Genomic DNA, 8,245 nt, shown 5'->3' on the forward strand with positions numbered 1-8,245 from the left:
TTTCACGAGCTTGAGCAGACTTGATCATGGACATCGCAGTTTCAGTTGCGAGAATTTCAAACTCTTCTTTTGTTAAGCCGGTGATGTCGCGACGAGATTTCAAATCTGCAATCTGCGCTTCAAGTTCGCGGATGCGGTCAACAGATGAAGGCAGGCTGGAACTCTCTTCTTCAGTAAAGCCGACCCAGTTAAGGAAGCTCTTTTTCTCCGCCATCATGCACCTCGCTACTCGTAAAACCTTGCGTACAGATGACCTAGGTTAGAGCAAAGGCTTATTTACTGTAAATCGCTACCGAGATGGCTACGTACTGACTTATCCACGCTGCGAGCACAAAGATATGGAAGAGCTCATGGAAGCCGAAGTACTTCGCCGCACGGCCAGGGCGCTTAAGTGCGTAAAAGATTGCACCCACGGAGTAGAACAAGCCACCAATCACGATTGGAAGTAGTACCCACAAACCACCCTCACGATAGAGAGATGGTGTGTAAAAAACGGCAACCCAGCCCAAAACCAAATAATTGGCCACATATAGCCAACGCGGTGCACTTAGCCAGAAAACTCGAAGAGCAACACCGGATGCTGCTCCTATCCACACAACAGTTAACAAGATCACCCGGTCGCGACCTTCAAGCAATGTAACCGCAAAGGGAGTGTAAGAACCAGCGATCAACAAATTAATGTTGGCATGATCCCAGCGTCGCCAAATCTTTTTCTTTTCTGGCACCCATGGAACTCGATGATAAATTGCAGAAACGCTAAACAACATGATTGCTGTAATTGAGTAAATTGCCACTGCAAACTTGAGGGAATTTTTACTCAAAACAAATAAAACGAGTGATGCGATCATGACCGCAGGAGTTGCCCCGAGGTGAAACCAACCGCGTAGCTTTGGTGGTGCAATTGGGGTGAGGCTCATACTGACCAGCCTAGGCTACTTTCACACAATTAGCCGTGGACAAAGGCCAGCACCACTGCCAAACTTCAGCCATGACACATAGATCACCTATATTTGAAATCAGCGATGTTTACATCGATCAAGAAGCAGCTCTTAGCCCAATGGGCTGTACCTATCTTGGAAATGGGCTCAACCAAGACAAACTCGATGATTTTTCAATCGCAGCAGCAGAAGTGAGCGCGAATTTAACTCGCGAGACTTTGAAGAAGCTCTCTGCAATGGAACCAATCGATGAGATTGACCGTATTGCAAAGGCTGTAATGACAGAGCGTCTTGAATCTGGACTTGCATTGCATGATAGCCAGGAAGGATTTGTGCTCTGGAATGTTCTGACATCGCCACCATCGAATGTGCGTTCAATCTTTGAACTGATGCCAAAGAACTCTGATCAAGATTTTGACAATATCGCTAAGCGTTTAGCTGCAGTTGATGCCGCCTATAGCTCATGGTGTGAAACCATCATGACTGTTGCAAAGACTGGAAAAACGACGGCGCAGCGTCAGGTGAAGGGTGTAATTGAGCAGTTAGATAGTTATGCCAATGGCGGATATAGCGCAATGTGCAAAAACTTTGATGGTGCTGGCAAGTATCCAGCGATGCATGAAGCAGCAAAGCTTGCTGAGGCTGCTTCTGCAAAGGCTGCTAAATTCTTACGTGAAGAGTATTTACCAATTGCTAATCCAAATGATGCAGTTGGTGCAGAGCGTTATGCAGTCTGGGCACGCTACTTCACAGGCGCGCAGCTAGATCTTCCAGCCACATATGAATGGGGCAAGAAAGAGCTGAAGGCAATTAACGATCGCATGTGGGAACTTGCAAAAGTAATTAACCCACAAGCAAAGACTCTGCGTGAGGTTGCAGACACCCTTGATAATGACCCTAAATACAAGGTTGTTGGTCCAGAAAATGTAGTTAAGTATTTGCAGGACTTCACTGATGCTGCGATGAAGCGCATGGATGGTGAGTTCTTTGAAATTGATCCCCGCATTGCAATTTGCGAGGCACGTCTAGCACCAGAAGGAAGTGCATCTGCCCCTTACTACAACCCACCATCTGAAGATCTATCTCGACCAGGAACTACATGGATTCCAATGTTGGGTAAGAATGAAGTGAGCAATTGGCATCTTGTTTCTACCTGGTATCACGAGGCAGTTCCGGGACACCATTTACAGGTCGGAACAGCAACGGTTGAAAAAGATCGCCTGACTCGCTTCCAGCGCACATCAGCCTGGATCAGTGGATATGGCGAAGGCTGGGCTTTGTATGCAGAACGGTTCATGAATGAACTGGGTGCATTTGATGAGCCAGGAATTGAAATGGGTTATCTCTCTGCACAGGCATTACGTGCAGCCCGCATTGTTGTAGATATTGGAATGCACCTTGGTTACACAGATGACAATGGTGTTGTGTGGAACGCAGAAAGTTCCCGCAAATTGCTAAACGAGCAAGCACTTCTTGATGAGGATCATTCACGTAGTGAAACTGATCGTTATCTCGGATGGCCAGGACAAGCTATTTCCTACAAGGTCGGCGAGCGCGTCTGGATGGCAGCCCGTGAAGATGCCAAAGCTCGCCTCGGCGATGGTTTCAATATGAAGAGATTCCACAGCTATGCACTCAAGCTAGGACCTATGGGCCTTGACCCATTTGCTGCAGAACTGGCGTTGTGGCAGGGACAGTAAAAAAAGGAACTCCAATAAGTTACTAATTAGTAACCTGTGGAAAAAGGCGATCAGGGGGTAAAAATTCCTTGGTCGCCTTTTTTCACGCTTAAAATCCTGGAAAGTCGATAAAAAAATCTCATAATTTTCCCACTATTTTCATGCAAATTGCTCGCGTTTGCTTCACAATAAACCTTGTCGGAGGTCAAAGGAGTTCCTCGAGGATTCCTTATGGCCGACGAATTCAGAGGCCAAAAGGCCTCTCCACATGATCCTCATGGAGGAATACCTTGAAACTTGATCCAAACCAATGGAACCTAGTCTATAACGTATTTTCATTCGGGCTAATTTCCATGCTTGCTTGCACCGTTTACACACTAGTTTCACAACAGCGTGTATTGGCTAAGTATCGCAATGCTCTCGTTATGTCATCGATGGTTACATTCATCGCTGGTTACCACTACCTACGAATCTTTGATTCATTCAAGCATGCAACAAATGCAACAGAAGATGGTTCCGTTCTTCTAGACGGATCAAAGGATGCATTCAACGAGGCATACCGCTACGTTGACTGGCTATTGACTGTACCTCTACTACTAGTAGAAGTTATTGCAGTACTTGCACTAACAGCTGCAGTTTCAAAGTCACTAATCATGCGCCTTGTTCCAGCTTCAGCTGCAATGATTGCACTTGGTTACCCAGGTGAAATTTCAGATGTACAGGGAACACAGATCACCTACGGTGTTCTATCAACAATCCCATTCCTATACATCCTTTACGTCCTATTCGTAGAACTAGGTAAGTCACTTGATCGTCAGCCAGAAGGAGTTGCAAAGTCTGTTGCTAACCTCCGTCTACTACTGATCGCAACATGGGGCGTTTACCCAATCGCGTACATGTTCAACATCTGGGGTTCAGCAACACCAGAATCATTCGTAGCAGTTCAGGTTGGTTACACACTTGCTGACGTTTTGGCTAAGTGCGTATTCGGTCTAACAATTCTGAAGATCGCTCGCATGAAGTCAATGGCAGAAGGAATGAAGGACGATCACTAATCTTTGATTAGTGGATCTCTTTTAGCTAAGAATCCTAAAAACAGGAGTGTCGCGAAAGCGGCACTCCTGTTTGCTTTCATAGACTAATCACATGACTAACGAGAAGCTTGATAAGTACTGGATTAACAATTATCGAATGGGCGGCTATCTACTATTTGCATGTGGCCTGATTAATCTTCGATATCAGTGGGGTGAACCCGACATCATTTCTCGCAGTGCATTAATTTTTGGTCCAGGTGCAGCAATTCTTGGTGCAACATATGTGCCAGCACTTGTTTCAATCCTTGGGCGACGTGAAGTTAAAGCACTGGTAGCTATTGCTGGTGTTGCACTCATTGCCTTTGCATTCAGCAACTAATTCGCTAAAGAGCTCAGCGATCTAAAGAGTTCCGTCGTGGGCACCATCTATTAACTCGCGATAGATATCTAGGTGACCTGCGTGTCGGGCTGTTTCATCAATCATGTGTAAGTAAATCCACCTAAGCGAAGGCTTAGCATCATCACGCGGCCTTGGCTCGGTTCCAAGCTCATCTAAACTCTTTCCAACACAAACCTTACGAGAGTTCTCGCAGGCTTTGATGTAACCCTCCAAAAGAGATTCCACAGTGTCTGATTCAAGAATCTCGAAGTCACCATTTGGGTTGGCATCGCTGTATCGACCCTCGTTGTATTCAAGACCAGCAAAGTTGATATGAAACCAGCCGTATTCAACCTCTGTTAAATGGCGCAAAATCCCTAGAACAGATGTTGAAGTTGGCCCTAATCTCTTCACGCCATTGTCTTTAGTAATGCCGGTGATTTTATAAATAATAGTTTGACGACAGAACTCCAGATGTTGTTCCAATAGCTCGCGTTCAGTGCCAACGCTTAAGGGATATCGAGGAGATTGCATTTTTCTAGTATAAACAATTACTTCCTAAAGGAAAGATCTGCTTTCTTCATTTCGCTCACCAAAATACGGATCGCATTTGGTCCCATGCCGTGTAACTCTTTTACAGCGGCAAGTGAAGTTTTCCTCAGATCAGATAGTTTGAACAATCCGTCATCGATTAATGCCCGGCATGCCGGTGCTGCTAAACCCAATTCGCGCCATACCTGATCAACTGAGGCGTAATACTCAAGATCAACTTCACTGCTGTCGACATTGGATTGCTGGCTTATTTTTTGTAATCGTTTTTCTTCACGACGAGCCATTGCAGCACGCTTGATTTCAGCGGCCTCTTTTTTAATTTTGGCTGGAGATTTCTTTGCCATGGATAAATCTTAACTTTCAGATCAGTGTGCGGGAGGCGGGACTTGAACCCGCACGTCCGAAGACACAGGTTCCTAAGACCTGCGTGTCTGCCATTTCACCACTCCCGCATGGTTTGAAGCTTTCGCTTCCAACCAAGAGGCAAGATTAGAGGTAAGAGGCAGTTTCACCAAAATGAGCACGATAGCCTTGCTTAGTGTCCACACAGATTGAGATCCTTGAAGAGGCGATTAAGGCTGCAATAGAAAGAGCCATAGCCTCAGGAGCCCTCAGCGGCACCGCGCCAGAGGCCATTAAATTAGATCGGCCAAAAGATCGAGACCACGGCGATTATGCATCCTCGATCGCTCTGCAATTGGCAAAACCTGCGGGGATGAATCCTCGCGATGTCGCGGTGATTATTGCTGAACAATTAAATGTCGTTTCAGATATTTCAAAGGTGGATATTGCTGGTCCTGGATTTATTAACATAACTTTAAATCGTGCAAGCCAAGCTGCACTTGTGGAAACAATTCTTAATGCAAAAAGTGATTTTGGAAAAGGTTCTTCACTATCAGGCGTGAAGATCAACTTAGAGTTTATAAGTGCTAACCCAACTGGGCCATTGCATCTAGGACATACGCGTTGGGCAGCAGTAGGAGATTCTCTTGGTCGTGTTTTGACAGCGGCTGGCGCGCAAGTAACACGAGAGTTCTACATTAATGATCGTGGAAATCAAATGGATCTGTTTGGTCAATCTGTTGAAGCGGTTGCACTCGGTAATTCTGTTCCAGAAAATGGTTACCAAGGGGATTACATTAAGGATCTAGCGCAAGAAGTTGTTGCGCAAAATTCAGAGATAAAATCTTTGCCAGAAGAAGAACGCTTTGTCGAATTTCGTGAAGCAGCATATAAATTGCAGTTAAAGGATCAACAACGAGTCCTAGATACCTTTAATACACATTTTGATGTGTGGTTCTCAGAACGATCTTTACATGAGCAAGGTGCTGTCGATCACGGTATGAAAAAGTTGCAAGCTCAAGGCCATGTTTTTGAAGTTGATGGCGCTGTGTGGCTGCGAACCACAGATTTTGGTGATGACAAAGATCGAGTGATGACAAAAAGCGATGGGTCTCTTACCTACTTCGCATCAGATACTGCTTATTACATCAACAAGCGCGAGCGTGGCTTTGATATTTGTATTTACATGTTAGGTGCAGATCACCATGGATACATCGGTCGATTAAAGGCAACAGCGGCCTGTGCTGGAGATGACCCTGGTTACAACGTTGAGGTGCTCATTGGGCAGTTGGTAAAAATTATGGAAGGCGGCGAAGAGGTCAAACTCTCTAAGCGCGCTGGAACGATTATTACTTTGGAAGAGCTTGTTGAAAAGGTAGGCGTAGATGCTGCGCGTTACACATTAATTCGCTACCCAGTCGACACCCCGATGGTGATGGACATAGATATCTTAAAGAGAAATACAAATGAGAATCCTGTCTACTACGTTCAGTATGCGCATGCTCGCATTGCTGCTGTTTTGCGAAATGCCCTTGAACTTGGTGCCTCATTAAATCTTGCTGAATTTGATCCTTCACAATTGGTTCATAATCGGGAAAATGAATTACTTGCCGCCTTGGCTGAATTCCCGCGAGTTGTGGCAAGTGCTGCAGAATTTCGGGAGCCACACCGCATAGCTCGTTATCTCGAGGAACTTGCCGGCACTTATCATGGTTTCTATAACGACTGCCGTGTCTTGCCTATGGGAGAAGAAAAATTTACTGCGCTCCACACCGCGCGTTTATTACTATGTACTGCAACAAAGCAGGTTGTCCATAACGGTCTAGATCTTCTAGGCGTGAGTGCACCGGAGAGGATGTAGCTGATGTGGTCTTCATCTGTTACAACGGGCACTGAACTTTCCTTGGCAGGAATTACGGCCAAAACACTTGCTAAAGAATTCGGAACTCCAGCATTTTTTATTGATGAGGCAGACTTTCGTGCTCGTGCCCTTGCATGGGATAAAGCGCTCAAAGATGCCTTTGGACCAAATGCAGGCACTGTTTATTACGCATCCAAAGCATTTATCTGCACAGAACTTGCACGCTGGATCAAGGAGATTGGCATAGGTATAGATGTCAGTACGGGCGGAGAAATGGCTGTTGCACTTGCCGGTGAAATTGATCCTTCAAAGATAGAAGTGCACGGAAACAATAAGTCTGTTGCTGAAATTGAGAAAGCCATCTCTGTTGGAGTTGAATCCATTGTGATTGATTCTCTGTATGAGATAGAACGTGTGGCAGAGGCTTCAAGAAAAGCGGGCAAAGTCCAGCGAGTATTGCTTCGCATAACACCAGGTATTCAAGCCCACACTCACGAATCAATCGCAACAGCACATGAAGATGTGAAGTTTGGTTTTTCTATTGCAAGTGGAGCTGCTTGGGCAGCTATTGAAGCAGTTAGCGCTCAGCCAGGCCTTGAGCTGCGTGGAGTCCATGCGCATATTGGTTCACAGATCTTTGGACATAAATCCTTTGAGATTTTGTCAGAGCGTCTGATCTCCTTGCTTGCACAATATCGCGATGAGTATAAGAAGGAATTGCCTGAATTAGATCTTGGCGGTGGCTACGGAATCGCGTATCTGCCAGGAGAAGAAACTGTTGTTCCTGCGGAAGCTATGAGCGCACTTGCTGCTGCTGTTACAAAAAATTGCGAAGCACATAATCTTCAGATTCCAACAGTTTCAATTGAGCCAGGCCGCGCAATCGTGGGTCCAGCAATGTTTACTTTGTATGAAGTAGGAACAGTCAAAGATGTGACTTTGGAAAATGGAACTCATCGTCGCTACATTTCAGTCGATGGTGGAATGAGTGACAATATTCGCCCATCACTCTATGGAGCCGAATACACGACCATTTTGGCTAATCGAACCAGCACTGCAGCGCATGTATCTAGCCGTTTAGTTGGAAAGCATTGCGAAACGGGAGATATTGTCATTCGCGAGATTGATTTGCCTGATGACATCGTTCCAGGGGATCTATTAGCTGTCCCTGCAACAGGTGCATATGGACGCAGCATGGCCAGCAACTACAACCATGTGGCTAGACCGCCAGTTGTTGCAGTAAAAGATGGAAAAGCTCGTGTAATTGTGCGCCGAGAGACTGAAGCCGATCTGCTCAGACTCGATATTTAACGCCGATCTAGTCATCTATGAAAGAATGGCGCTATGAACTCGGGCGTCAAAACAATCACAATTGGAATGCTCGGCTGCGGCGTTGTGGGCACTCAGGTTGCTCGCCTGCTTCAAGATGATGAACAAGAACTTTCAGAACGCTCTGGAGC

Annotated in this window: 8 protein-coding genes, 1 tRNA gene and 1 pseudogene; 5 read left to right on the forward strand and 5 right to left on the reverse strand. The window is 45.8% G+C overall.

Annotated elements, in window-relative coordinates; genetic code table 11:
* Positions 1-214, reverse strand: a pseudogene (locus AC9UH7_RS05685) (hypothetical protein); the annotation flags it as partial.
* A 58-nt stretch (positions 215-272) separates the two neighbouring features.
* Positions 273-917 carry a PAQR family membrane homeostasis protein TrhA gene (trhA, locus tag AC9UH7_RS05690; RefSeq protein WP_509596119.1) on the reverse strand — a complete coding sequence of 215 codons (645 nt, stop codon included), beginning with the start codon at positions 915-917 and terminating at the stop codon, positions 273-275.
* Between the two features lie 71 nt (positions 918-988).
* On the opposite strand from trhA, the gene AC9UH7_RS05695 reads away from it, so the two are divergent.
* The 3 genes from AC9UH7_RS05695 (at position 989) to AC9UH7_RS05705 (ending at position 4,030) form a co-directional block, all read left to right on the forward strand.
* Positions 989-2,638 (forward strand): DUF885 domain-containing protein, encoded by a 1,650-nt coding sequence (locus AC9UH7_RS05695; protein WP_509596121.1) that lies wholly within the window; start codon positions 989-991, stop codon positions 2,636-2,638.
* 269 nt (positions 2,639-2,907) lie between these two features.
* Positions 2,908-3,672, forward strand: a complete 765-nt coding sequence (locus tag AC9UH7_RS05700) for a bacteriorhodopsin-like (protein ID WP_509596123.1) — start codon at positions 2,908-2,910, stop codon at positions 3,670-3,672.
* A 91-nt stretch (positions 3,673-3,763) separates the two neighbouring features.
* Positions 3,764-4,030, forward strand: a complete 267-nt coding sequence (locus AC9UH7_RS05705; RefSeq protein ID WP_509596124.1) for a hypothetical protein — start codon at positions 3,764-3,766, stop codon at positions 4,028-4,030.
* 21 nt (positions 4,031-4,051) lie between these two features.
* On the opposite strand, the gene AC9UH7_RS05710 is transcribed toward AC9UH7_RS05705, so the two are convergent.
* From AC9UH7_RS05710 to AC9UH7_RS05720, 3 genes are all read right to left on the reverse strand, one after another.
* Positions 4,052-4,564 carry a DinB family protein gene (locus AC9UH7_RS05710; protein WP_509596126.1) on the reverse strand — a complete coding sequence of 171 codons (513 nt, stop codon included), beginning with the start codon at positions 4,562-4,564 and terminating at the stop codon, positions 4,052-4,054.
* 17 nt (positions 4,565-4,581) lie between these two features.
* On the reverse strand, positions 4,582-4,926 hold the full coding sequence (locus AC9UH7_RS05715) for a helix-hairpin-helix domain-containing protein (RefSeq protein WP_509596128.1): 345 nt from the start codon (positions 4,924-4,926) through the stop codon (positions 4,582-4,584).
* Positions 4,927-4,953: 27 nt separating this feature from the next.
* Positions 4,954-5,034 (reverse strand) — tRNA-Leu (locus tag AC9UH7_RS05720).
* An 86-nt stretch (positions 5,035-5,120) separates the two neighbouring features.
* On the opposite strand from AC9UH7_RS05720, the gene argS reads away from it, so the two are divergent.
* Entirely contained in the window at positions 5,121-6,785 is a 1,665-nt protein-coding gene (argS, locus tag AC9UH7_RS05725; RefSeq protein ID WP_509596130.1) for an arginine--tRNA ligase, read from the forward strand.
* 3 nt (positions 6,786-6,788) lie between these two features.
* Positions 6,789-8,096, forward strand: a complete 1,308-nt coding sequence (gene lysA, locus AC9UH7_RS05730) for a diaminopimelate decarboxylase (RefSeq protein WP_509596132.1) — start codon at positions 6,789-6,791, stop codon at positions 8,094-8,096.
* The last annotated feature ends 149 nt before the right edge of the window (positions 8,097-8,245 follow it).

Origin of the sequence: Candidatus Planktophila sp. (assembly GCF_044348745.1) — a bacterium.
Taxonomy (GTDB): Bacteria; Actinomycetota; Actinomycetes; order Nanopelagicales; family Nanopelagicaceae; genus Planktophila.